The following is a 23,388-nucleotide window of genomic DNA, read 5'->3' on the forward strand; positions in this document are numbered from 1 at the left end:
GCGACAGACCCGGCCGGATCGCGGCATGTCGCCACCCCAAGCCGATGCTTCGCCTGCCTGAAAAAATCGGGCGATTGCCCACAGACCCCAAGCTCTCGTCGCGGAACCGGCCGCGCGCGAACGGCTGAAAAACGCCCTTACCCGCCCGATTCCACAACATTTATGGTGCGATATAGCCACACTATGCGCAAGCTCGGATCAAAAATTTGCTTAGTTAAGCATCGATCGGTTGACGCGCGTGGATATCCTGCCCAATCGCTTGACGCGGACGCGGCGATCATCGCCGGGCCACGGGGAAACGAAAGAAGCGGCGCGGTCGCAAAGGCCGGAACGGTCCGCGACGAGCGAGAGGGGGGTTCGATGATCGACACGATGAATCTGCGACGCATGGCGGGTCTGCTCGCCGCGACGGCATTGAGCGGCATCGCCGCGCCCGCGCTGGCCCAGAGCGGCAACACCGCGCCCGCCGCCGCACCCGCGCAGGGGAACGACGCCGACATCGTCGTCACCGCGCTGAAGCGTGACACCCGGCTTCAGGAAACCCCGATCGCGATCTCCGCCGTGTCGGCGCAGACGATCGCCAATGCGGGCGTGCAGAACATCGCCGACCTGCACAGCCAGGTGCCGGGCCTCAACTTCGTCGACGGCGGCCCGTCGAACCGCCGCGTCGTGATCCGCGGCATCCAGGCGACCGGCGAGCCAACCGTCGGCGTCTATTACGACGAGACGCCGGTGACCGGCACCGTCGGCGCGAGCAACGACGCGGGCGGCTCCACCCCGGAGCTGCGCCTGTTCGACGTCGATCGCGTCGAGGCGCTGCGCGGGCCGCAGGGCACGCTCTACGGCTCCGGCTCGATGGGCGGCACGCTGCGCATCATCTACAAGAAGCCGGAATACCGGCTGGCGGCGGACTTCGACGGCACGATGTCCGCCACCCAGCACGGCGCGCCCAATCAGGAGATGAACGGGATGATCAATCTCCCGATCGTCGACCAGAAGATCGCGCTGCGCGTCGTCGGCTTCTTCAAGCGCAACGGCGGCTATATCGACAACACCTGGCTCAACGTGAAGAACATCAACGCCGAGGAGAGCTACGGCGGGCGCGCGATCCTGCGCATCCAGCCGGTCGAGGCGTGGACGATCGACGCGGCGGTCTATTACAACAATTCCTCCACCGACACACCGAGCTGGCTGCTGGAGAAGGGCAGATACAACACTGACGCGCGCACCCGCCAGGTCGTGCGCGACGAGGTGAAGCTCTACAGCCTCACCAGCACCTATGACTTCGGCCCGGTCACCGCGACGGGCGTCGTCTCGTACATGGAGCGCAGCCTCGTCAGCCAGAGCGACACCTCGCGCTATATCCAGGGCACGAACAACCTCGCCACCTATAACCGGCTGTGCGCGACGAGCTGCTCCGACCAGTTCGGCGTGCCGATCACCTCGTTCGCGCAATATCAGGCGTTCGTCGCCGGCCAGTCGACCAGCTCGCTCTATCCGCAGCAGGACCTCGACGCGCTGACGGCCGAACTGCGGTTCAGCTCGTCCGGGCACGGGCCGCTCAACTGGACGGTCGGCGGCTTCTATTCGAAGCGCACCACCGACGTCGCCAATCCGCAGCTCAACGTCGATCCGGCCAGCGGCTATGTCATCCCGAACCAGATCGACACGATCCGCTTCATCCATGACGAGCTGAAGCAGGTCGCCGCGTTCGGCGAGCTTTCGCTGGACATCACCTCGCGGCTGAACGTCACCGGCGGCATCCGCTACTTCAAGTACGACAAGGACGTCGTCGGCCATACCGACGTGCCCTCGATCCTCGTCGGCGCGCGGATCACGCCGCCGACCGCGCTGTCCTCGTCGGAGGACGGGACGGTCGTCAAGGCGAACGTGTCGTACAAGATCACGCCGGACATCATGTTCTATGCCGAGGCGGCGCAGGGCTTCCGCCCCGGCGGCGTCAACCAGGTGCTCGGCCTCGACACGGCGCTGACGCCGTACCGGTCGGACTCGCTGTGGAACTATGAAGCGGGCTTCAAGACCGCGTGGCTGGGCCGCACGCTGATCCTCAACCTCGACGCCTTCCGCATCGACTGGTCGAACATACAGATCACGCAGCGTACGCCGAACGGGGCCTTCTCCTATATCGGCAACGCCTCGGCCGCGCGGGTGCAGGGCATCGAGTTCGAGGGGTCGCTCCAGCCGGTCCACGGCCTCAACATCAACGCCAACGCCACCTATATGACCGCCAAGCTGACCGAGGACGTGCTGCCGCCGAACCTTGCCACCACCAGCTCGGGGCTGAAGGGCAACCGCATCCCCTATGTGCCGAAGTTCACGATGGGCGGCAGCGCGCAATATACCTGGCCGCTGACCGACAGCTTCGACGGCGTGATCCGTGCCGACTACAGCCACTCCGGCGGCTATTATTCGGACTTCCGCCCGACCTACGTCTATACGCGCTACATCGACGGCTATGATCTGGTGAACGCGCGCGTCGGCATCGAGCGGTCGGGCGACTGGGGCGCCTATGTCTTCGTCACCAACCTGTTCGATTCGGTGGCGATCACCCGCGCCTCGTCGAGCGCGATCGGCGTCGGCCTGACGAGCGTCACCTCGGCGCAGCCGCGCACGATCGGCCTCAACCTGCGCAAGTCGTTCTGATGACAGGATGCCGTCGCCGCCCGATGCGGGCGGCGGCGGCATCCCCCCAGAGATCTTCGGCTAGCCTTCCCGCGCGCGCCAGAATTCGACGTGGAAGCGGGCGCCGGGGACCGGCTCGACATGATGGAGGATCGTCGGCTCGACGATGCCCGGCAGCGTGTCCGGGGTCAGGATCGTCTCGAGCGGCGCGCGGCGCGGATCGGTGACGCGATAGCGCAACATGCCGGCGGTGACGCGGATCAGCCCCCAGGTGCCGGCCTTGGTATTATGGTCGGCGAGCAACGCGGCGGGCACCGTCCGGTCGGTGAACTCGTCGGTGCTCTTGTATGATTCCAGCCCCTCAGGCAGCGCGGTCGGATTGGGCTGCGGCGCCTTGACGCGGGTCGCGTCGGAGACGTTCTGGTCGTAGCCGCTCTTGTCGCTGAAGAACGCCGCCGCGAACAGCCCGCAGCCGAGCACGACCGAGATCAGCACCCCCAAGGTCGTCGCGACGACCATCGTGACGGTGAGCGGCCCCGAGAGCGACAGATACCACAAGGCGCCCGCCGCCATCAGCACCGCCGCGAGGGCGATGATCTTCATCGCGCGGCGGAACTCCACCTGCGCCTGTTCCTGGGCCTGCGCCCGTGCGCGAGAGTCCGTGGGGGCGCTTGCCGATCCGGTCTGCATCATCTGCTCCTTTGCCCGGTCAGGCGGCCGCGCGGCCCGGCCGCGAGGACGGATCGAGGCGGAAGAACATCCCGAGCTGAAGGCTCTCGGAGATGCGCGCGGCCTTCGCCTGCAACGCGGCGGCTGCGGCGGGCGGCATCACCTCGTCGGTCGTCGCCTTCCACAGCGCGAGCCAGCGGTCGAACAATTCCGGCGTGATCCGCCTGATGTGCTTGATATGCGCCATCATCGGATTGCCCTTGTAGCGCCCGCTGGTCAGCATCACCGACGACCAGAAGGCGACCAGCTTGTCGAGATGCTCCGGCCAGTCGGCGATCGCGTCGTTGAACACCGGGCCAAGCTCGTCATCCTCGCGGACGCGCGCGTAGAACAGCGGGATCAGACGCTCCAGCGCGGCTTCCTCGATCTCGGCGGGATGCTCCACGACTCGCTCCAATCATGTATTTAACACGCATCTATTGCGGCGATCCGAAAAAAGATGCAATAGAAATATATGTTATCCGCGGCCAAGTGAGGCGGAGCCACCGATGCGCCTGACGCGCTATACCGATTATGCGATGCGCGTGCTGCTCTACCTCGGCGCGCGGCCGGATCGGCTGTGCTCGATCGCGGAGGTATCGCGCGCTTATGGCATCTCGCAGAACCATCTGATGAAGGTGGTGAACGATCTCGCCAATGCCGGCTATGTAGCCAGCGTGCGCGGCCGGGGCGGCGGCATCCGGCTGGGCCGCAAGCCGGAGGAGATCAACGTCGGCGCGCTCGTCCGCCATACCGAGGACGGGTTCGAACTGGTCGATTGCGGGGATTGTCTCATCTCCCCCGCGTGCGGGCTGACTGTCGCACTGGCCGGGGCGCTCGCCGCGTTCATGGCGGTGCTCGACGGCTATACGCTCCAGGACCTGCTCACCGTGCGCCCCGACATCGTGAAATTGTTCGCCGCGCGGGAGCGAGCGCTGGCGACCTGCCCCGGCTGAGCACGCGGCTATCCCGTCATCGCCGCCGCCGCGCGCAGGCCGGCGCGCACGCGATCCATCGCCCCCGGATCGGCTTTCGATGAATGGACGGCATAGGCGGAATAGGAGAATTCCGGGCTGTCCGGCACCAGCGCCAGCCGCCCCTCCTCCAGATAGGAGCGGATCGCCCCTTGCCGGAAATAACCGCTGCCGCCGGTCGCCAGCAGATAATCCAGCGCGAGCGGGCCGTAGCTGATCGACACCACCGCCTTGGGCCTGTCGGGGAAGGCGGCATGATAGCTGGCCGCGAAATCCTCGCCCCAGTCGATATCGACATGATCCTCCGCGCCGAGCGGCCGGGCGGCGGGCGTGGTGCGCACCAGCACCAGCTTCTCCTCGAACAGCAGCTCCGCGATCAGCCCCGGTCGGCGCGGCGCGGCATAGATCACCGCCATGTCGAGCGAGCCGTTCTGCACGCGCTCCAGCAGCCGCTCGGAGGTGTCGATCTGCGCGCTCACCGCGATCTCCGGGCATTCGCGCCGCATCCACAGCAGCCAGTGGCGCAGCAGCGGGCTCCACAGGCTCAGCTCCGCGCCGATCGTCACCACCGCCTCGCGCCCCGGCGGCAACGCGACGGCGCGGCGCGCGCCCTCCCACACCTGCACCAGGGTGGTCGCGAAGCGCAGGAAATGCTCGCCCGCCGGGGTCAGCCGCGCGCCCGCCTTGTTGCGGATGAACACCGGCCGGTCGAGCTGCTCCTCCAGCACGCGGATGCGCGCGCTCACCGCGGTCTGCGTCAGGTTGAGGTTGGCGGCGGCGCTGACGAAGCTGCCGGTCTTGACCACCTCCAGGAAGGTGCGCGCGATGCCGATATCCATGCGGCAATTTCCTTCCGCTTAAACCGCAATAATATTCGTTTGCTTGCTGGATGTTAAAGGACGGATGATAGGTGCGCAAGGAGGCCGCCATGGTCCGCCAGCATCGCAACCGCATACCGTCCCGCCGGCCCGCGCGATGAAGCCGCTCGAGCCGCCGCCCCGCGAATCCCCGCCACGGCACCGGCACGGCTGGCTGTTGTTCGGCATCCTCGCGGCGAACCTGTTCGGCGCGGCGTGGCTGATCGCCTGCCGCCTGTTCGAGTCGGGCGGTGCTGACGAGCGCGCCTTGCTGTTCGTCGGCGCGCTGGTCACGCCGCTGGCGACCTTCCTGCTGATCGGCAACGAGTGGATCGCGCTGCTCGCCGGGATGCGCGACGGGGAAACGCGCCGCGCCCCGGACGGCGACGATTTCGTGACGATCTGGCCGGGGGAAATGGTCCCCCGCCTGCGCCTGTCCCGCGACGGCCGGCTGCTGCCGGCGCGGGAGGAACGGCGGCGCGCCTTGCTGCGCGGAGCCGGCTTCTGGTTCGCCGCGCTCGCCGGCCTGCTGACGATCGAGCGATTGCTGGTCGACGCGGCCCTGCTGCCACCCGCGCGGAACGGCGCGTTCGCGCTCGCCGCCCTGCCCTTCGTCCTCGTCACCGTCGCCTGCACCCGCCGTGCGCGGCGCGGCGGATAAGCCCCTCACAATCGCAAAGGAACGCCCCATGACCATCCAGCTCGGCCAGATCGCGCCCGACTTCGAACAGGACAGCACGCACGGCCCGATCCGCTTCCACGAATGGCTTGGATCGGGCTGGGGCCTGTTCTTCAGCCATCCGAAGAATTTCACCCCGGTCTGCACCACCGAGCTGGGCGAGGTCGCGCGGCTGCGGCCGGAATGGGACAGGCGCGGGGTGAAGCCGATCGGCCTGTCGGTCGATCCGGTCGAGGCGCATCATCGCTGGGAGGCGGACATAGCGGAAACGCAATCGGCGACGCTCGATTTCCCGATGATCGCCGATCCCGACATGCGGGTCGCGACGCTCTATGGCATGATCCACCCGGAAAGCGACCCGACCGTCACCGTCCGCTCGGTCTTCGTCATCGATCCGGCGAAGAAGGTGCGGCTGATCCTCACCTACCCGTCCAGCACCGGGCGCAACTTCGCCGAGATCATCCGCGCGATCGACAGCCTGCAACTCACCGACGCACAGAGCATCGCGACCCCGGTGAACTGGGAGCCGGGCGACGCGGTGGTCATCTCGCCCAAGCTGTCGGACGAGGAGGCGCGGCGGAAATTCCCGCAAGGCTTCCGCACGCTGAAGCCCTATCTGCGGCTGGTGGACATGCAATAACCCGCGCGTCGGCGGGCTATTTCCCCTCCACCGTCGCGCGCGCCTGATCGAGCCGCGCGGCATAGTCGCGCAGCACCTTGGCGGTGCGGCCGACGAACTCGCGGGCGTCGTCGAAGCGGCGCTCCTCGATCGCCTCGCGCACGCCGGGCAGCGTCTTCGCACCATAGCCGGTGAAGCGGCCGGGGGCGTAGATCAGGTGCTTGTACCACGGCCGCTCCGGCAGGCCGCGATCGTCGAGCAGCAGCTGGTCGATGTCGCGAAGCTGCGCGGAGAGCCGGTCGCGTTGCGCCTGCGATAGCGCCGCGCCCCGCGCCGCCAGCGCGCCATCGAACGCGGCGGCCGATTGCCTGAGCGTCTTCACCGCACCGTCGAGCGCCGCGAAATCGAACTCGGGCGTCACCGCCTCCGGCGCCGGGGCGCCGACCGGCTTGAGCGGATCGCTGGCGAGGCGGAACGCGCCATCGGCGATCAGCCTGTCGCGCTTCGTATCCTCGGCGCGACGATCGGCGGCGAGCTTCTTCACCTCGCCAAGATAGATCCCGACCGTGTCGGCGAAATCGCCGTAGCGCTGCACCGGCAGGTCGGCGTCGGCGAGCCGCAGCACCAGCCGCCCGACCACCTTCGACAGCGCCGCGCCATATTTCAGGCCCGGATCGTCGAAGGTCGTTACATGGTGGAAGCTGTCGTAGATCGAATGATAGACGCCGTCGGACTCATCCTCGCCGCCGAAGCCGATGTTGATCGCGGGCAGGCCGAGATGCTGGATATAGGCGGAATAGTCCGACCCCGATCCCAGCGCGCCGAGCGGCAGGTCGCCGCCCTTCTCGGCCGCCGCCAGCGCGGTTGCGTTGACCTGCCCCGTATGATCGAACGCATCGGCGAGAACGCCCGCGCGGGCGCGCGCCGCGACGCTCGCGCCCGTCTCCGGATCGGTCACGTCGGCGGCAACGGCATTGACGAGATGCTGGAACGAATGGCTGCCCTGCGCATGGAGCATCCCGCGCCCGTTGCCGTCGGTGTTGATGTAGATCGCGCCCTTCTGCTTCAGCTCGTCGGCATGTTGCTCGGCCCATTCGGTCGAGCCGAGCAGCATCGGCTCCTCCGCGTCCCAGCTCGTATAGACGATCGTCCGCGCCGGCCGCCAGCCGGAGCGATACAATTCGCCGAGCGCCTTCGCCTCCGAAAGCATCGCGACATTGCCGGAAAGCGGATCGGCCGCGCCGAACACCCAGCCGTCATGATGATTGCCGCGGATCACCCATTGATCGGGATAGCGCGAGCCTTTCAGCATCGCGATCACGTCATAGGCCGGCGTCAGCTTCCAGTTGGACTTCACCGCGAGATGGACGGATACGCCGCCGTTGCCGCCCATATGATAGGTGACGGGCAGCGCGCCACGCCACGGCGCCGGCGCGACCGGGCCGCCGAGCCGCGCGAGCAGCTTGCCCGCATCGCCATAGGACATCGGCAGCACCGGAATCTTGAGGATCGTCGGCGCTTGCTCGCGGGTCAGCCTTTTGGCGTTGAGCGTCGCGCCGATGCCGGGGGTCAGCGGGTCGCCGGGATAGAGCGGCATGTCCGCGACCGAGCCGCGCTGCACGCTGCCCGCCGGGCGCGCCCCGCCGACCGGATAGGCGTCGCCTTGCGCATAGCCGTCATCGGCCGGATCGGAATAGATGATGCAGCCGATCGCGCCGTGATCCTGCGCCAGCTTGGGCTTCAGCCCGCGCCAGCCGGTGCCGTAGCGCGCGATGACGATCTTGCCCTTCACGTCGATGCCGCGCCGGGCGAGCGCCTTGTAATCCTCCGGCATCCCGTAATTGACGTAGACGAGATCGCCGGTGACGTCGCCGTCGCCCTGGAAGGCGACATAGGGCGGCAGCGCATCGGCCGTCTTCGACGACGTATCGTCGCCGGGGACCGGCGGCTCCTGTCCGCCCAGCACGATCTTCTCCGGCGCGACCATCTCCACGGTGGTGGAGATCGGCGTGGGATAGAGGACGTGGAACGTCTCGATATGCGCGTCCCAGCCCCATTGCTTGAACTTGGCGAGGATCGCCTCGGCGTTGGCCTTGTCGTGTGGCGAGCCGACATGGTTCGGCGCGGACGACATGTCCTTCAGCCACGCCAGCTGGTCGGCCGAGCTGATATGCTGGTCGAACTGCGCCTCGATCGCCTTGCGGTCGGTGGATGCGGTCTGCGCCACGCCGGCCGCCGCCATCGCCGCGAGCGCGGCCCCCGCCAGAATCTGTGCTGCGCGCATCCCGTCCCCCCGTTCTGATCGTTTCCGTTCCGCGCAACATGAAACGGTTGGCGGCATCAACGCAAGCGGCTCAATCGGCGCGTCGCGCCAGCCCCGCTTGCTCCATCCGCCAGACGAGCTGGTCGAAGCGATCCTGCCCGAAGAACGGCTCGCCGCCGAACGCCATCAGCGGCACGCCGTAATGGCCGGCGGCGCGCTGGTCCGCCTCATTGGCCTCGATCGCGGCGGCGAGTCGCTCCCCTTGCGCTTCCACCACGCGATCCATCTCGGCGAGGTCCAGCCCGGCGGCGGCCGCCGCATGGGCGAGGTGGTCGCCCTCGTGCCAGTTATCGGTCGCGCCGCTCCAGATCAGGCGGCTCACCGCGGCGATGAACGGCAGGCCGCGCCCGCGCTCGGCAGCAAGCTGGCCCAGGCGGCTGAGCCGGTGGATATAAGGCTGTTCCTTCGGATAGGTGCGCGTCGCGAAGTCCATCACCACCGGATCGGGACGCGGCCAGCGATAGGGCAAGCCGAGATATTCCGCCGTCCGCACCGTGTCGCGCATCAGATAGCTGACCCACAGCGGATCGCCGTTCGAGAAGAACTCCGGCTGCCGCACCGCGATCGGGCGGACGACGCGGACATTGCAGCGCACGTCGAAATCGCGCTCCAGCGCCACCAGCCGGGGTGTCACCAGATAGGAATAGGGCGAACGGAACGACCAGAAGCAATCGAACGCCAGCGTCATTTCACATCCTCCTGCGGCAACAGCCGCGCGATCGCCCCCGCCACCACCGCGCGGGCGTTTTCCGGCGACAGGTTCTGATCGAGCCGCAGCCGCTGCCACGTCTCGAAGCTGAGCAGCAGGTCGATCGCCTCCAGCAGCACGGCGTCCCCCGCGACCGCCGGCGGCAGCAGCCCGACCAGCCGCTCGCGCATCGTCGCCAGCACGCCGGCATGATGCCGCTGGATCGTCGCGGAGGCGTGACGATGCGCGTCGGCGGCGCGCTTGTACGGCATCAGCCGCTCATAGGTGTCGAGCCGGCGCGCCAGCATCTCGCCCAACTGCCCGCGCCAGTCCGCCGCCGTGAATGGATCGAGCCAGTCGTGATATTCGCGCGCGAGCCGCTCGGCCATGCCGGCGTAGATCGCCTCCATGTCGGCGAACTGGCGGAAGACGGTGCGCAGGCCCACCCCGGCACGCGCGGCGATCTGCTCGGCGGGGGGCGCGGGATCGCCCTCCCCGACCAGCGCAACCATCGCCTCGACGATCTTGCGCCGGCTCACCTCCGATCGCTTTCGCCTGCCGTCTTCCGCCGCCATCAGTTCGCCCAGTAGATATAGGTTTCGCCCGTGCGCGGCGTCGTACCCAGCGGGCGGTCGATGGCAATGGGCGAGCGGATCAGCGCCGGCCAGGAGGGCTTCACCTGCTCCGCGTCGTGGCGGCGGATCAGCGCGGTGAGCCGCTGCACCTCCGCCGGATTTGCGGCGGCGGCATCGCGCTGCTCGGTCGGGTCGCCCTTGAGATCGTAGAGCAAGGATTCACGCGGGATATCGAGGATCTGGAGCTTGGCGTCGCCGTCGCGCACCGCCTGATAGTCACCGCTCTTCCAGAACAGGGTGCGCTTCGGCATCGGCTCGTGCCGCGCATCGACATAGGGCGACAGGTCGATACCGTCGATCACCCGGTCGGCGGGCGGCTTCAATCCGGCGGCGGCGGCGGCGGTGGCGAAGAGGTCGAAATGGCTGACCGTGCCGTCCACCCGCGTCTCCGGCGCGATCCGCGCGGGCCAGCGCATGAACAGCGGCACCCTGATTCCGCCCTCGAAGAAGGTCGCCTTCCAGCCGCGATACGGGCGGTTGATGTCGGGCAGGCCGATATAATGCGCGCCGCCATTGTCGCTGGTGAAGATGACGAGCGTGTTCCTGTCCAGCCCGCGATCCTTCAGCGCCCGCATCACCTGCCCCACGCCGCGATCGAGCGCGCGGATCATCGCGGCATAGACGCGCGTGCGGCGATCGGGGATCGCGGCCAGCGCGTCATAATCGCTCTTCAGCGCCTGAAGCGGCGTGTGCGGGGCGTTATAGGCGAGGTAGAGGAAGAACGGCCGGTTGCGGTTGGCGTCGATCGCGCGGATCGCCTGATGCGTCAGGTAATCGGTCATGTAGCGATCGGGGTGGAACCGCTCGCCGCCGTTATATTGCACGCTGAACGGCAGGTTGGCCCAGATATATTTGTCGATCGGGTCGAAATCCTGCTTCGAGTTGACGACGTTCGGGTCGCCCTCGCGCGCGTACATCTGGCCGCCGATGATGAAGCCCAGGCTCTCGTCGAAGCCGCGCTGCTCGGGGCGCATCCCTGGCTCCCCGCCGAGATGCCATTTGCCGAGATGGATATTGTGATAGCCGCCGGTGCGCAGCAGGTCGGCGATCGTCCGCTCGCTGGTCGGGATGCCCTTGCTGTTCGCGGGGGGATCGTTGTCCACCGCCTGCTGGTCGAGGATCGTCTTGTATCGCCAGTTGCTCGGGAAGCCGGCGATCGTCTTGGCGAAGCGCGTGTCGGTCGGCGTGAACTCGAAGCCGAAGCGCGTCGGATAGCGCCCGGTGAGCAGCGCCGCGCGCGAGGGCGCGCAGGTGGCGTTGCCGGCATAGGCCTGCGCGAAGCTCGCGCCCTGATGCCCGATCGCGTCGATGTTCGGCGTCTTGAGCAGCCCATGCGCCACCCCGCCGCCGTTGAAGCTGATGTCGTTGAAGCCGAGATCGTCGGCGAGGATCAGCACGATATTGGGCGGGCGCTGCTCGGGCGGCAGCAGCGGTTTCGCCGGGCCGGGCTGCCAGGTGATCTCGCGGAACGGATGGACGCGCGGCGCGAGCCAGCCGGGCAGGTGGAGCAGCACATAATCCTTCGCCGCGAACCCCGCGACCGCCGCCACACCGACCGTGCCGAGCGCGATCTTCTTCCAGCGTTTCATGGCCGCGCCTCCGCGAAGGCGCGGCGGCCGAGCAGCAGGATCACAATCATCACCGCCTCCATCGCCATCGGCGGGAAGGCGCTGCCCGGCGCGCCGTCCGCGATCAGGCTGACCACGCGCCCAGTGATCGCGATCGAGAGCAGCGCGAGCGGCACGAGCAGCGGCGCGCCGTCACGCCGCCATGCGCCGATCAGCGCCGCCGCGCCGCCGACGACGAAAAAGGCGGTGAAGTCCGCCCGCAGCGTCGCCATCCCCTGCGTGCCGAGCGGCTCCAGCAGGAAGCGCTGCGCCGATCCCGCCGGATCGAGCAGGAAACCCAGCCCCAGCACGATGTTGAACAGCGCCACCAGCGCCACGAGCACGCGCGATATCTGCGTCACGGCCGCATCCTCTCCCCTGTTTTCTGGCGGCGATCCTATCACGCGCGGCGCGCCGCGCAAGTATCGGCATTGATAATGCCATAATATCGCTTATTCTCGCCGCAATAGATGGGGAGAGGATCGATGCGGCACGCGATATGGTGGGCGACGGGCGGCGCGGCGCTGACGGCGCTGCTCGCGGTGGCGGCGTTTCCGGGGGCGATCGGGCGCGAGGCGGCGCGGATCGCGATCGACGCGCGCGCGGGGGTGGACGTCACGCGCGAACTGCCGGACGGACTGCACGTCGCGCTGTGCGGCACCGGCTCGCCGATGCCCGATCCGACCCGCGCCGGGCCGTGCAGCGTGGTGATCGCGGGCCGGCATGTCTTCGTCGTCGACGCAGGCGAGGGCGGCGCGCGCAACATCATGCTGATGGGCATCCCCAATGGCCGCATCGAGCGCGTTTTCCTGACGCATCTCCATTCCGACCATATCGACGGGCTGGGGCCGATGCTGCTGTTCGCCTGGACCGGCGCGGGGCGGACGCGGCCGCTGCCCGTCCACGGCCCGGCGGGGACCGAGCGGGTCGTCGCCGGATTCGATCAGGCCTATGCGATCGACGCCGGCTTCCGCACCGCGCACCACGGCCCGATCGTCGCGCCGCCGTCCGGCGCCGGCGGGGCGGCGGTGCCCTTCGCGCTGCCGCCGAAAGGGGACTGGTCGCCGGTGCCGGTCTATGCCGGCGACGGCATCACCGTCACCGCCTTCCGCGTCGATCACGGCCCGGTCGAGCCGGCGGTCGGCTATCGCTTCACCTACAAGGGGCGGTCGCTCGTGTTCAGCGGCGACACCAGCCCGACGCCCTCGATCGTGCGCAACGCGCGCGGCGCGGATCTGCTGGTGCACGAAGGGCTGCAACCCCGGCTCGTCGGTCTGATGACCGAAGTGCTGGAACAGCGCGGGCAGACCGCACTCACCCAGATCACGCGCGACATCCTCAACTACCACACCTCGCCTGAGGACGCCGCCGCCGAGGCGCAGGCGGCCGGGGTGAAGCATCTCGTGTTCAGCCACAACATCCCGCAGATGCCCTCGCGGGTGATGTATCCCGCCTTCCTCGGCGATGCGCGGCAACGGTTCGACGGGACGATCACGGTGGGCGAGGACGGGATGGTGTTCAGCCTTCCCGCCGGCGGCACCGGGATGGAGCTGCGCCGCTGGTCCGTGCGATAGGACGGATCGGTCCTGGTCCCTAGCCGAGCTGGGCGAATATCTCCGCGAACAATGGCCTGAGCCGCCTGATCTCCTCGCGATGCACCGCCGAGAGTTCATCGAGGATACGATACGCCTTGGGCGTCAGGCGGAGCAGCGCGCGCCGGCGATCGGCGGTGGCGGCCTCGCGCGTCACCAGCCCCAGCACCTCCAGCCGGTTGACCAGGCCGGTCGCGCTGTGCGGCTTCATGATCAGCCGCTCGGCGACGCGGCCCACCGTTGCCTCGTCCAGCGTGCTGCCCCGGATCGCGAGCAACGCCTGATGCTGCCGCGGGGTTAGCCCGACCTCGCCCGCGCGCGCCTCGCTGAACGACTGGAAGCGGCGGATCGCATGGCGGAACTCGGCCAGCGCCGCATAATCCGCATCCCCGATCCCGTCCTCCGCCGCCATCCCGCTTCTTCCCCGATTGAAACATATCGTATTACGATATAAACGCGCGCCGCCATCGTCCGACAAGGCTCGCCTCTCTTATGTCGCTTACCCCGCCCCGCGTCACCGAAGGGCATCAGCTCGCCGATCATAGCGTCGATCGCCGCATGGTCATGCTCGCGATGATGGCGATCGTCGTCGGCAGCGGCGGCGCGTTCGGCGCGTGGGTGCTGGTCAAGCTGATCGCGATCGCCACCAACCTGTTCTGGTTCGGGCGGCTTTCCGCCGACAAGACCGTCATCACCGACGCGCATGTCGGCCTCATGGTGGTGGCGATCCCGGTGATCGGCAGCGTGATCGTCGGGCTGATGGCGCGCTTCGGATCGGACAAGATCCGCGGCCACGGCATCCCGGAGGCGATCGAAACGATCCTGTTCGGCGAGAGCCGGCTGTCGCTCAAGGTCGCTTTGCTCAAGCCCCTGTCCTCCGCGATCTCGATCGGCAGCGGCGGCCCGTTCGGCGCGGAGGGGCCGATCATCATGACCGGCGGCGCGATCGGATCGCTGTTCGCGCAATGCTTCCGGCTGAGCGCGGCGGAGCGCAAGACCCTGCTCGTCGCCGGCGCGGCGGCGGGCATGACCGCGATCTTCGGCACGCCGCTCGCCGCGATCCTGCTCGCGGTGGAGGTGCTGCTGTTCGAATGGAAGCCGCGCAGCTTCGTGCCGGTGGTGGTGGCCTCGCTCGTCTCCTTCGCGTGGCGGCCGCTGCTGATCGGCACGGGCGCGATGTTCCCGACCGGGGCGCACGCCCCCGGCGCGGCCTGGGCGCTCGCCGCCGCCGGCGGTACCGGGCTGATCGTCGGGCTGGAGGCGGCGCTGCTCTCGGTCACGCTCTATCGCGTCGAAGACATGTTCCACCGCCTGCCGGTGCACTGGATGTGGTGGCCGGCGATCGGCGCGGTCGTGGTCGGCTTCGGCGGCCTGATCGACGCGCATGTGCTGGGCGCGGGCTATGCCAGCATCGATTCGCTGCTCAACGGCGCGCTGCCGCTGCGCGTGGTCATCGCGCTGCTGGTGGTGAAGGCGATCGTGTGGCTGGTCGCGCTCGGATCGGGCACCTCGGGCGGCGTGCTGGCGCCGTTGCTGATCCTGGGCGGCGCGGCGGGCGTCCTGCTCGGGCAAGTGCTGCCGGGCGACGCTGGCTTCTGGGCGATGGTCGGCATGGCCGGGATCATGTCCGGCGCGATGCGCGCGCCGATGACCGGCGCGCTGTTCGCGGTCGAACTGACCGGGCATTTCGAAGCCGCGCCCTATACGATCGCGGCGGCGGGCGCGGCCTATGCCGTCAGCGTGCTGCTGATGCGCCGCTCGATCCTGACCGAGAAGATCGCGCGGCGCGGACGGCATATCCTCCAAGAATATACCGTCGATCCGCTCGACCTGCTGCAAGCCGCGCAGATCATGACGCGCGACCCGGACACGCTGCCCGGCACGATGACGGTGGGCGCGGCGATCGCCTTTTTCGCCAGCGAGGCGGCACACCGCAGCTATCCGGTGGTGGATGCGGAGGGGCGGCTGCTCGGCCTCGTCTCGCGCACCGACGCGCTGCGCTGGCAGGTCGATCGCGACGAAGACGGGACCCCGCTGGCGGACGCGATATCCGATGCCGCGCAGCCCGTCGCCTATCCCGACACGCCCAGCGGCGTGGTGGCGGACCTGATCGTCGATTCGGGGATCGGGCGCATCCCGATCGTCGACCCGGAAACGCGGCGTGTGCTCGGCCTGCTCTCGCGCCAGGATCTGCTCAAGACGCGGAGCGCGAGCCGGCGTGCGGAACTCGGCCGCGCGCGCTATGTGGGAACGAAGACAACCACCGCATGACCAGCCCTGCCACCGCCGCGCTCGCCGAAGCGATCCTGGCCTGCGAGCGAGCGGAGGAGCCGGGCCGCGCGCTCGACACGCTGATCGCGCTGGCGGTGTTCCCCGCCCTGGCGCGGCTTCCGGCAATCGAGGAAGGCATCTGGCGTGGCGAGGACGGCGCGCGCGTCCGCGCGCTCAACTATTCGCAATCGCGGACGGCGGCGAGCACGCTCGTCCCGCCCGGCCACTGGCTGGAGGAACATGACGGCGCCTTCATCGTGACCGGCGAGCGCCGCGAATGGCTCGCCGCCCATCCGATCGAGACGCTGGCGATCTGCCTCGCGGCGCTACGGGCGCGGGCGGCGCTCACGGAATAATCATCCCGACGATGCCCGGCGCGACGGCGTGATCCGCCGCGCCGGGCATCGCCTCGGATCAGTCGCCCTTCGCGCCGCTCTTCGCGCCGGCGTCGAGGTGATCCCAGTTGATGATCGCGTTGAAGCCGAGGAAATAGCTCCCCTGCGTCTGCCAGCGCCAGAACGGCCGCAGCGCATAGAGCACCATATGGCCCTGCCCCTTCGGCACGTCGACCAGCAGCGCATTGTTCTGCAACGCCTCGCCGCCGGAAAGCATCCCGCTCAGCAGGATATCGTCCGCCTTCGCCGGGAAGGCCATCACCACGCGGGGGAATTGCGTCGGCGCCGCGCCGCCCGTGCGCGAGGTGGGCAGCATCGAGCCGAACGGCGAGTTCGACACGTCCGTATTGGCCGGCGCGGCCTGCTGGCCCGAGCCTTGCCACGGCGAGATATGCGCGGGCTTGTCGTTCGGCGTGATGTTCTGCGCGATGTTGCTGCCGGGCGCATTGGGATCGAAATAGCCCATGCCCGGCCCGCTTCCGCCGACCTTCAGCACTGGCGCCTGCGAGAAATAGACCGGCATCTCGTTGCCGGCGTAGCCGTAGGTCAGCGGGCTGGTCTTGTCCTTGAACACGCCGCGCATGATCGCGCCCTTGGTGTAGAGCTTGGGCGTTTCCGCGACGCTCACGCCGGAGGCGACGCCATATTCGGCCAGCATCTCCACGGTCGATCCGTCGCCGATCAGCGTGCCGCCCTGCTCGACGAACTTCTTCAGCTCGGCGATGCCGTCCGCGCCGAGACCGCCACGGATGTCGTCGGCGGAATCGAGCGTGCCGAGGTTCGGGGTGAGCGCGGATTTCTTGTACGGGATCGGCTTGGTGCCGTTCATCGCGACGCCGGTCACCTGATCCTTCACGCTGGAGCCGACCGTCGGATAGATGATGACGTCATATTTGGCGCGCAACCCGCCCTGCCGCGCCTTGATGTCGGCGAAATAGGTATAGGGTACGCCATAACGGTCGAGCGCGGCACGCCACCAGCCCTCGTCCTGGGTGCGGAGCCAGGAGTGCAAATAGCCGATCCGCGGCACGCTGAGCGCGTGGTTCGCCACCGACGGCACCGCGCCGACCGCCTCCGCCGTCAGGCCGAGATCGGCGACGACCTTCTCCACCTCCGCGCGGTTGGCGGCGGGCAGGATGAAGGTGCCGGCCGCATATTGCCGCCCGCCCAGCTCGAACGGCGCCTCCGCCGCGAGCATCTTCGTCCTGGCGAGGCGGAAGCGGAACGACATCAGCTCGTTGTCGCCGCTGTGGTTGACGAGGATCACCGGGCCGGCGCCGGTGACGACGCCCTTCGGCCGCACGTCGTCCGCCAGCATCGTCATCGATTGCTGGAAGACGGACGGGTCCTTGATCGTCCTGACCGTGACGTTGCGCATATAGCCCATCGTCCAGCCGGTATCGTCATACGGGCGCGGGTTGGCGATCGGATAGTTCTGCACGCCGAGATACATGTCGACCAACGTGCGATACGGCTGGTCGGCGCGGATCACGTAATCGCCCGCCGCGACGTCCACCCCGCCCGCCTTGAACGGCGCATTGGCGACGCTGATCTCCGCGCCCTGCCGGCGCAGGCCGTTGACCATATCCACGACGTTGAGCCTCGCGGTCTGCGCGGCGGGGATCACCCAGGCGTTGATGTCGCCGGTGCGGCCCGTCTCGACCGAGCGCTTGTTCTTGATCCAGTAATTCTCGAGATAGATCTGGCGATCGGTCGCCACCTTGTTGAGCGCGATCAGCAGCGCCGATTCCTGGATGTTGGTGTTGTTGCGCGGCCCCCAGTCGATCGACGGCAGCGGCGGATTGGCGCGATACCATTCGCGGCTGGTGGCCGACGGCGGTAGCTTCAGCCCCTTCTGGATATCCGGGCCATAGCTCTGCACCTCGTAGAAGCGGCCGAAGCCGTTATGGGTCTGCGCGATCCAGAACAGATAGTTCGGCACCCAGCCGTCATAGAAGCCGTAGGTGAAGACGCCGGGAACGTTGCGCTTCGACATCTCCATCACCTCGGTCTGCGCCAGCAGCCACCATTCGTTGCTGGCGATCGGATCGAGCGAGGGATTGTACGGCCCCGTCCCGGTCGACACGTACAGATAGGATTGCGCCTCGTGCAGATCGTGCAGCACCGTGGGGTGCCAATCCAGCACACCGTTGGTCAGCGCCTTGGTGAGCTGGAGATACTGGCCCATGCCGTCGCGATTGTTGTCGTGCGCGACATATTTGCCCCAATACATCAGCGGCGGGCGCGGATTGCCGGTCTTCTTCCCGTAATAATAAGTGTCGACCATCTTGTCGCGGCCGTCCACCTCCAGCACCGGCGTGATGAAGGTGATCATGTTGTTGCGGATGTTCTGGATGAACGGCGTCTCCTCCACCGCGAGGCGATAGGCCAGCTCGATCAGCATCTCCGGCCCGCCCAGCTCCGGCGAGTGGATGCCGCTGGTGATCCAGTAGAGCGGCTTGGCGCTCTTGATGAGCTGCTTCGCCTGCGCCTCGCTGGTCTTGCGCGGATCGCCCAGCGCGGCGAGCGCCGCCTTGTTGGTGTCGAGGTTCTTGAGCGTCTCCTCGTCGGCGATCGCGATCACGACGATATCGCGCCCCTCCTCCGACTTGCCGACCGTCCAGAACTTCACGCGCGGCGAGGTGCGCGCCAGCTCCTTGTAATAACGCTCGATATCCTCCGCATAGGTGATCTCGCCCGGCTTGCCCGGAATGCGGCCGAAGAACTTGAGCGGCGAAGGCACCGTGGCCGACGCCGGCATGTGATCGACCAGCTCCGAGGTGAAGCGCTTGTCGACCAGATATTCGTTGATGAGCCGGCCGTATTCCTCGTCCTGCGGTTGGGCGGTGGTCGCGGCGGCGGGAGCGGTCTGCGCCCCGGCCATCAGCGGCGCCGTCGTGAGGACGGTTCCGGCGAGAAGTGCCAGCGTGGTGATCCTGGAATTGCGCATGTACCTGCCCCCTTGGCGATGATTCACGATGTTCCTGACGTACCCCGTCGAGCGCCGGCCGCCGCGCGCACGCGCGGCATCCGGCCCCCGTCATTCGATGCGATGATGTCGGCAAGGCGCCCGGCCGATCCGGCGGCGGCCGGCCGGCGCGGCAGGCGGGTAACCGGGGACAATCGGCGGTCGACGGGCAAGCGGCGTGCCGCGCCGCCGGTTCCGGACTGCCGGTATCCTCCCATCGATGTGCCCCGCCCGCGCTTTAGTAAGGTTGGTAACTACCTTAATCCGCGATCCATCGCTGTCAAATGGATCGGATGCACGAGAGAGAGATTTTCGCTGTTAAATCATATAATTCCAAGATCAATACGATCGGAATCATATAATTCCGAAACACACACCCAGGACTATTGATTGATGCGCGCCCGTTGCGGCGGATAGCTGCGATCCGTCGCCTCCGGCGCGATCCGGCGGATTCGATTCCGCCCGTCGCGCTTCGCCGCATAGAGCGCTTCGTCGGCGAGCTTGAACAACAGCCTGAACTCCGCCGCCGGGCGCGTTTCGGCGACGCCGATGCTGGCGGTGACGCTCCGGTCCCCGATCGTGTCGCGATGGTCGCACGCAGCGATCCCGGCGCGGACGCTTTCGGCGAAACGCTCGAGCACCACGCCCTCCAGCCCGATCGCGAGCAGCGCGAACTCCTCGCCGCCGATCCGGCCGGCCGTGCACATCGCGCCTTCCCAGGCGGCGATCCGCCGGCCCACCCGGCTGAGCACCACGTCCCCGGCGTCATGGCCATGCTCGTCGTTGATCGACTTGAAGCGATCGATGTCGATCAGCAGCAGCGCGGCCGGCAGGCCGTCGGCCCGCGCGCGATCGAGCAGCGGCGCGACGCTCTCGACGAAGCCGCGCCGGTTGCGCACCCCGGTCAGCGCGTCGCGCCGCGCCAGCTCGCGCGCCAGCACCTCGCCGGCGCGGGCGCGATCGCGCTCGATGCGCAGCCGCCCGAGCCGCCGCGTCGCGGCGATCGTCAGCCATAACGTCTGCCAGGTCGCGGCGAGCAGGATGACCAGCTTCGACCCGGCGCCCCAGAAACCGTCGTCCATGTCGATGAGCTGGATCGCGGCCAGCGTCACCATCGGGACGAACCACGCACCCGCGAAGTCCCGCGCCTCGGTCGCGCCGCGCCGCCATGCCAGCGCGAGGCAGATCGTCACCGCCAGCAGGTCGGCGAGGATCAGCCAGCCGAGCAGCGCGGCCAGTTCCATCAGGCCCGGCCCGCGCACGAAGGAAAGCGGAATGCCGAACAGCGTGACCACGACGCCGAGCGCGAGCGTGGCGGTCCTCAACCGGCGCGGCAGGATGCCGGGGGCGAAGGACGTCACCGCGCTCACCGTCGCCAGCGTGACGGCGAGGCAGGAGAGGAAGGTGCAGGTCTGCGCCGATACGGTCCCCGCCATGCCGGGGAAGATCAGCAGATCGAGCTGCGACCAGATGCCGCCCCACAGCAGCATGCACACCGCCCACGCGCCGTGCCAGGCGAGATAGGGGCGGTGGAGGGCGAAGGCGAGCGAGAGGGTGTAGAGGCCGCCGATCAGCAGCAGCGTCAGCGATGCGCCGACGACGAGCGCGAGCGCGGTCGTCTGCCGCGCGCCGTCCCCCTGCGGCATCAGCCGCGCGTGGACGAGGTCGTATTCCGCCAGCCGGTCGAAGCGCATCGTCACCGCGACCACCGGCGCATCGCGATCCGGCGCCTCGAACACTATCTGGCCGCCGGCGCGCCAGTGCGCCCCGAACCGGCCGCCGCTCACCTCCTGCCAGCGCACCGCGCCATCGGCATAGGAATAGGCCACCGCCAGCCGGTCGAAGCGCGACTGGTGGACCATCAGCGCGAGGTTGCGCGGCTCGATCGGCAGCCGATCGAGCCGCGCGTTGAGCCACAGGCTGCCGTGCTGATAGCCGCGTGGCGTGCCGGCGCAGGCGAAATGCAGCGACGGCAGCGTGTCGTCGGCCTGCCGCGAATCGGTCACGGCGTGGCACAGCATTGGCCTGAGGCCGATCACCTGCGCCCCGGCCGGCGCGCAACAGCATAGCGCGAGGAACGCCAGCGCCATGCGGCACAGCCCCCTTCGCCACCACTCCGCGACCGTCGTCATGGTTCCGCCTTGCCACGAAATGTATTGGCAAAGCTTTAGCGTAATGGGCCTTTTCGGGATTCCCGCGAGCGTGGCCGTCTACCGGAGGCGGGATCACGCGCGCCTGACGGTGCGCGGGCTGGCAGGGCCAATCCGGCGCGAAGCAACGCGACCGCCGGCGGGATTAAGTCGCGGCCGGCGGCTTCCGGCCTATTTGCCCTTCAGCTCCGCCTCGAAGAAGCGCACCGTCGCGACATCGGCCTTCAGCCAGTCGGCATAGCGCAGGAAGCCGTGGATCTCGTTGGGCAGGACCAGTTCCTCATAGCGCACGCCGGCATCGTCCAGCCGCCGCGCGAGATCGATGGTCTGGTTGAAGCGCACGTTGCGGTCGTCGTCGCCGTGGATCAGCAGCACGGGCGATTTCCAGCGCGCGACATCGGCGACCGGCGAGCTTTCGAAGGCGCTCTTGAGCGTCGCCTCCCAATCGCCCTTCTCATAGCGCACCGCCGGCTTGTCCTCCTCCGCGATCAGCCGCGACCAGTCGTGCACGCCATGCAGGTCGACGCCCGCCTTGAACGTCGCGCTGTCCCGCGCGAGCGCCAGCGCGGTCAGATAGCCGCCATAGGAGCCGCCCCAGATGCCGATCCGCGCCGGATCGACGCCGGCCAGCGATTGCAGATATTTCGCGCCCGCCTGCACGTCGCGATATTCGGACGCGCCCCGGAAGCTGCTCTTGTCGGGATGCTGGAACGCCCGGCCGTAACCGATGCCGAGCCGGTAGTTGACCGACAGCACGACGAAGCCGCGCGACGCGAGATACTGGTTCACCGCATAGCTGTGCGCGTAATAATCCATATAGGGGAAGCCGAGCAGCATCTGCCGCATCGGCCCGCCGTGGACGAAGACGATCGCGGGACGCTTCCCGCCGCCGCCCGCCGGCTCGAAGAGCTGGCCGTGGACGGTCAGCCCGTCAGACGCCTTGAAGACGACGCGCTTCGGCGCGACCATCGGCGGCGCATAGCCGGCCGAGGAATCGCCGACGAGCGTGTCGCGCCCGCCCGCCCCGGTCACGCGCACCTCGGCGGCGCGGGTCGGCCCGGCCGCGACGAAGGCGATGCGATCGCCGCCGGCCGTGACCGGCGTCCATTCCAGCCCCTCGCCGCGCGTCACCGCGACCGGCGCGGCGCGGTCGATCGGCACGCGGAACAGGTGGCGGCGGTCGTCGTCCTCCGCCGCCGCGCCGGTATTGGCGTCGTAGAGCAAGGTCGCACGGTCGCGCGACATGGTGGTGTGCTCGACCATGAAGTTTCCGGGCGTCAGCAGCAGCGGCTCGCCGCCCGCCGCCGGCAGCGAATAGAGATGCGGCCAGCCGTCCAGCTCGGCGCGGAACACGAGGCGATCGCGCGCGCCCCACATCAGCGCCGCGCCGTCCGAGATCTCGCCGGGATAGGAGCCGTTGGCGGTGCGCGGGCTTTGCCACACCGCCCGGCCCTCGCCGCTCGCCGCGTCGGCGACGACGATCGACCAGGGGCGCGGCGTTTCGGTCAGCATCGGCTCCGGCGCGCCGCCGGCACCGGGCCGCCGGGTGAACGCCACGCGGCGCCCGTCCGGCGACCAGACCGGCGCGCCGTCGAAGCCCATCCCCGGCGCGAGCCAGACGATCGGCCGGTCCGCGCCCGACCATATCCCGACGAAGCTGTGGTCGCCGCGCCGCGAGACGAACGCGAGCCGCGTCCCGTCCGGCGACCAGGCGAGCGCGGCGGCCTTGCCGTGATCGGCGATGAGCGGCGCGGGCTTCTCCTTCCCGGCGGCATCGACGCTCCACACCTTGTCGCCCTTGATATAGGCGACGCGGCCCGTCGCGGAGATCGCCGGGGCGTCACCCTCGGCGATCTTCACCGGCGCGCCGCCCGCGGTGGCGGCGGACCAGATCTCCAGCGTCACGAGTTGGGCGCTGTCGGCCGGATTCGGCTCCCACTCGATCGGCCAGTTGGCGTCATGATCGCCGCCGCGCACCCAGATCGCGCGGGTGCCGTCGGGCGAGAGCACCAGCCCGGTCAGCTCCTGCCCGTCGTCGGCGACCGCCCGCGTCAGCGGATGCGCGCGATAGTCGGGGGCGGCGGCGGTCCACACGTTGCGCACGCCCTTCACCACGGTGATCCAGGCGATGCGATCCGCCGCCTCCGCCGCGATCAGCGAGGTGGGGAAGGGATAAGCGAGCGCGGCCTCCAGCCCCGGCGGCGGCGCTTCCGCCGCTTGCGCCGTCACCGGCGCCGCGACCAGCAACATGCCCAGCGCGATCGACCTCATGTCCGCCC

The 23,388-nt window shown here is 68.6% G+C and carries 19 protein-coding genes; 7 read left to right on the forward strand and 12 right to left on the reverse strand.

Annotation, left to right across the window (positions count from 1 at the left end; translation table 11 throughout):
- Positions 1–360: 360 nt before the first annotated feature.
- On the forward strand, positions 361–2,664 hold the full coding sequence (locus F9288_RS01755) for a TonB-dependent receptor (RefSeq protein ID WP_174834984.1): 2,304 nt from the start codon (positions 361–363) through the stop codon (positions 2,662–2,664).
- A 60-nt stretch (positions 2,665–2,724) separates the two neighbouring features.
- On the opposite strand, the gene F9288_RS01760 is transcribed toward F9288_RS01755, so the two are convergent.
- Positions 2,725–3,336 (reverse strand): DUF1971 domain-containing protein, encoded by a 612-nt coding sequence (locus F9288_RS01760; RefSeq protein WP_254621029.1) that lies wholly within the window; start codon positions 3,334–3,336, stop codon positions 2,725–2,727.
- Positions 3,337–3,352: 16 nt separating this feature from the next.
- Entirely contained in the window at positions 3,353–3,757 is a 405-nt protein-coding gene (locus F9288_RS01765) for a group III truncated hemoglobin (RefSeq protein WP_174834985.1), read from the reverse strand.
- A gap of 103 nt (positions 3,758–3,860) precedes the next feature.
- On the opposite strand from F9288_RS01765, the gene F9288_RS01770 reads away from it, so the two are divergent.
- Positions 3,861–4,307, forward strand: a complete 447-nt coding sequence (locus tag F9288_RS01770; RefSeq protein ID WP_174834986.1) for an Rrf2 family transcriptional regulator — start codon at positions 3,861–3,863, stop codon at positions 4,305–4,307.
- Between the two features lie 8 nt (positions 4,308–4,315).
- On the opposite strand, the gene F9288_RS01775 is transcribed toward F9288_RS01770, so the two are convergent.
- The gene (locus tag F9288_RS01775) at positions 4,316–5,164 is read right to left on the reverse strand and encodes a LysR family transcriptional regulator (protein ID WP_174834987.1); all 849 of its coding nucleotides are present in this window, start codon (positions 5,162–5,164) and stop codon (positions 4,316–4,318) included.
- Between the two features lie 136 nt (positions 5,165–5,300).
- On the opposite strand from F9288_RS01775, the gene F9288_RS01780 reads away from it, so the two are divergent.
- Positions 5,301–5,843: a hypothetical protein gene (locus F9288_RS01780; RefSeq protein WP_174834988.1), complete on the forward strand. Its 543-nt coding sequence runs from the start codon at positions 5,301–5,303 to the stop codon at positions 5,841–5,843.
- A gap of 28 nt (positions 5,844–5,871) precedes the next feature.
- The gene (locus F9288_RS01785) at positions 5,872–6,501 is read left to right on the forward strand and encodes a peroxiredoxin (protein ID WP_174834989.1); all 630 of its coding nucleotides are present in this window, start codon (positions 5,872–5,874) and stop codon (positions 6,499–6,501) included.
- A gap of 16 nt (positions 6,502–6,517) precedes the next feature.
- Here F9288_RS01785 and F9288_RS01790 read toward each other — a convergent pair whose 3' ends face one another.
- The 5 genes from F9288_RS01790 to F9288_RS01810 all read right to left on the reverse strand — a co-directional run bounded on the left by F9288_RS01790 (position 6,518) and on the right by F9288_RS01810 (position 12,095).
- Positions 6,518–8,764, reverse strand: coding sequence for a transferrin receptor-like dimerization domain-containing protein (locus F9288_RS01790; RefSeq protein WP_174834990.1), 2,247 nt, complete (start codon positions 8,762–8,764; stop codon positions 6,518–6,520).
- 70 nt (positions 8,765–8,834) lie between these two features.
- Positions 8,835–9,491 carry a 2-hydroxychromene-2-carboxylate isomerase gene (locus F9288_RS01795; protein ID WP_174834991.1) on the reverse strand — a complete coding sequence of 219 codons (657 nt, stop codon included), beginning with the start codon at positions 9,489–9,491 and terminating at the stop codon, positions 8,835–8,837.
- Complete coding sequence (locus F9288_RS01800; RefSeq protein WP_174834992.1) at positions 9,488–10,030, reverse strand: TetR/AcrR family transcriptional regulator; 543 nt, start codon at positions 10,028–10,030, stop codon at positions 9,488–9,490. The genes F9288_RS01795 and F9288_RS01800 overlap by 4 nt, the downstream gene beginning before the upstream one ends.
- Before the next feature lie 35 nt (positions 10,031–10,065).
- Positions 10,066–11,715, reverse strand: coding sequence for a sulfatase-like hydrolase/transferase (locus F9288_RS01805; protein ID WP_174834993.1), 1,650 nt, complete (start codon positions 11,713–11,715; stop codon positions 10,066–10,068).
- The gene (locus F9288_RS01810; RefSeq protein WP_174834994.1) at positions 11,712–12,095 is read right to left on the reverse strand and encodes a hypothetical protein; all 384 of its coding nucleotides are present in this window, start codon (positions 12,093–12,095) and stop codon (positions 11,712–11,714) included. Before F9288_RS01810 ends, F9288_RS01805 begins: the two co-directional genes overlap by 4 nt.
- 123 nt (positions 12,096–12,218) lie before the next feature.
- Here F9288_RS01810 and F9288_RS01815 point away from each other — a divergent pair, with 123 nt between their 5' ends.
- Entirely contained in the window at positions 12,219–13,307 is a 1,089-nt protein-coding gene (locus F9288_RS01815) for an MBL fold metallo-hydrolase (protein WP_174834995.1), read from the forward strand.
- 19 nt (positions 13,308–13,326) lie between these two features.
- On the opposite strand, the gene F9288_RS01820 is transcribed toward F9288_RS01815, so the two are convergent.
- Positions 13,327–13,737: a MarR family winged helix-turn-helix transcriptional regulator gene (locus F9288_RS01820; protein WP_174834996.1), complete on the reverse strand. Its 411-nt coding sequence runs from the start codon at positions 13,735–13,737 to the stop codon at positions 13,327–13,329.
- An 80-nt stretch (positions 13,738–13,817) separates the two neighbouring features.
- Between F9288_RS01820 and F9288_RS01825 the strand changes: the two genes are divergently transcribed.
- Together F9288_RS01825 and F9288_RS01830 are read left to right on the forward strand one after the other, a co-directional pair.
- A complete protein-coding gene (locus F9288_RS01825; protein WP_174834997.1) occupies positions 13,818–15,596 on the forward strand; it encodes a chloride channel protein in 1,779 nt (592 codons plus the stop codon).
- A complete protein-coding gene (locus tag F9288_RS01830; protein WP_174834998.1) occupies positions 15,593–15,952 on the forward strand; it encodes a hypothetical protein in 360 nt (119 codons plus the stop codon). Before F9288_RS01825 ends, F9288_RS01830 begins: the two co-directional genes overlap by 4 nt.
- A gap of 58 nt (positions 15,953–16,010) precedes the next feature.
- Here F9288_RS01830 and F9288_RS01835 read toward each other — a convergent pair whose 3' ends face one another.
- The 3 genes from F9288_RS01835 to F9288_RS01845 all read right to left on the reverse strand — a co-directional run bounded on the left by F9288_RS01835 (position 16,011) and on the right by F9288_RS01845 (position 23,380).
- Positions 16,011–18,941, reverse strand: coding sequence for a M14 family zinc carboxypeptidase (locus F9288_RS01835; protein ID WP_174834999.1), 2,931 nt, complete (start codon positions 18,939–18,941; stop codon positions 16,011–16,013).
- Positions 18,942–19,342: 401 nt separating this feature from the next.
- Positions 19,343–21,091 (reverse strand): GGDEF domain-containing protein, encoded by a 1,749-nt coding sequence (locus tag F9288_RS01840; RefSeq protein ID WP_254621030.1) that lies wholly within the window; start codon positions 21,089–21,091, stop codon positions 19,343–19,345.
- Positions 21,092–21,280: 189 nt separating this feature from the next.
- Positions 21,281–23,380, reverse strand: coding sequence for a prolyl oligopeptidase family serine peptidase (locus F9288_RS01845; RefSeq protein ID WP_174835000.1), 2,100 nt, complete (start codon positions 23,378–23,380; stop codon positions 21,281–21,283).
- Positions 23,381–23,388: the final 8 nt, after the last annotated feature.

The sequence above is a fragment of the Sphingomonas sp. CL5.1 genome, from assembly GCF_013344685.1.
Lineage (GTDB): Bacteria > Pseudomonadota > Alphaproteobacteria > Sphingomonadales > Sphingomonadaceae > Sphingomonas.